We start from the raw sequence: 1,183 nt of genomic DNA, 5'->3' as shown, positions 1-1,183 counted from the left end.
CGACGGACAGGAAGACCTGGGCGTAGTAGCGGGTCTTGCGGGGGACGAACGCCTCGACCAGCACGCCGAGGACGGCCGCCCCGATGACGATCAAGGTGGGCGACAGCTGCCCGTATTCGATGTCCGGCGCGCCGATCTTGTCGATCGGTTCGGCCGCCGTTGTCCACAGGTTGTGGACGACTGATGCGCTCACTTGGACGCCTCCACCTCGGGCTGGGGGTCCTTCTTCTGTACGTCGGACAAGGTCTGCTTGACCGCCGGGTTGACGATGTCGGTGACGGGCTTCGGGTAGACGCCCAGGAAGATCAGCAGAACGATCAGCGGGGCGACCACGACGAGTTCCCGCACCCGCAGATCGGGCATGCCCTCGACCTCCGCCTTCACCGGGCCCGTCATCGTCCGCTGGTAGAGGACGAGGGTGTAGAGCGCGGCGAGGACGATGCCGACGGTGGCGATGATCCCGATGACCGGGTAGCGGGCGAACGTGCCCACCAGGACCAGGAACTCACTGACGAACGGGGCGAGCCCCGGCAGCGACAGGGTGGCGAGACCACCGATCAGGAAGGTACCGGCGAGCACCGGGGCGACCTTCTGGACGCCGCCGTAGTCGGCGATGAGCCGCGATCCGCGCCGGGAGATCAGGAACCCGGCGACCAGCATGAGGGCCGCGGTCGAGATGCCGTGGTTGACCATGTAGAGCGTCGCGCCCGACTGGCCCTGGCTGGTCATCGCGAAGATGCCCAGGACGATGAACCCGAAGTGGGAGATCGACGCGTAGGCGACCAGTCGCTTGATGTCGCGTTGGCCGACCGCGAGCAGCGCCCCGTAGATGATGCTGATCAGGGCGAGGACGAGGATCGCGGGCGTCGCCCATGTGCTGGCCTCCGGGAACAGCTGGAGGCAGAAGCGGAGCATCGCGAAGGTGCCGACCTTGTCGACGACCGCCGTGATCAGTACGGCGACCGGGGCCGTCGACTCCTGCATGGCGTTGGGCAGCCAGGTGTGCAGCGGCCACAGCGGCGCCTTCACCGCGAAGGCGAAGAAGAACCCGAGGAACAGCCACCGCTCGGTGCTGGTCGCCATGTCGAGGGTGCCGTTGGCGCGGGCCTCGGCGATCTGGGTGAGGGAGAAGTTCCCCGCGACCACGTACAGGCCGATGACCGCGGCCAGCATGATCAGACCG

Annotated in this window: 1 protein-coding gene and 1 pseudogene; both read right to left on the bottom strand. The window is 67.4% G+C overall.

From position 1 onward, the window contains the following. Positions 1-193, bottom strand: a pseudogene (locus AOK15_RS27495) (NADH-quinone oxidoreductase subunit NuoN); the annotation flags it as partial. Next, positions 190-1,183: NADH-quinone oxidoreductase subunit M (locus tag AOK15_RS27490; protein ID WP_079058736.1), on the bottom strand; the 994-nt coding region annotated here is incomplete at its 5' end. The pseudogene AOK15_RS27495 and the gene AOK15_RS27490, both read right to left, overlap by 4 nt.

The sequence above is a fragment of the Streptomyces ossamyceticus genome, assembly GCF_001418475.1.
In the GTDB taxonomy this organism is placed as follows: Bacteria; Actinomycetota; Actinomycetes; order Streptomycetales; family Streptomycetaceae; genus Streptomyces; species Streptomyces ossamyceticus.
Note: the sequence above shows the minus strand (reverse complement) of the source record. Positions and strands in the feature narration are given on the sequence as shown.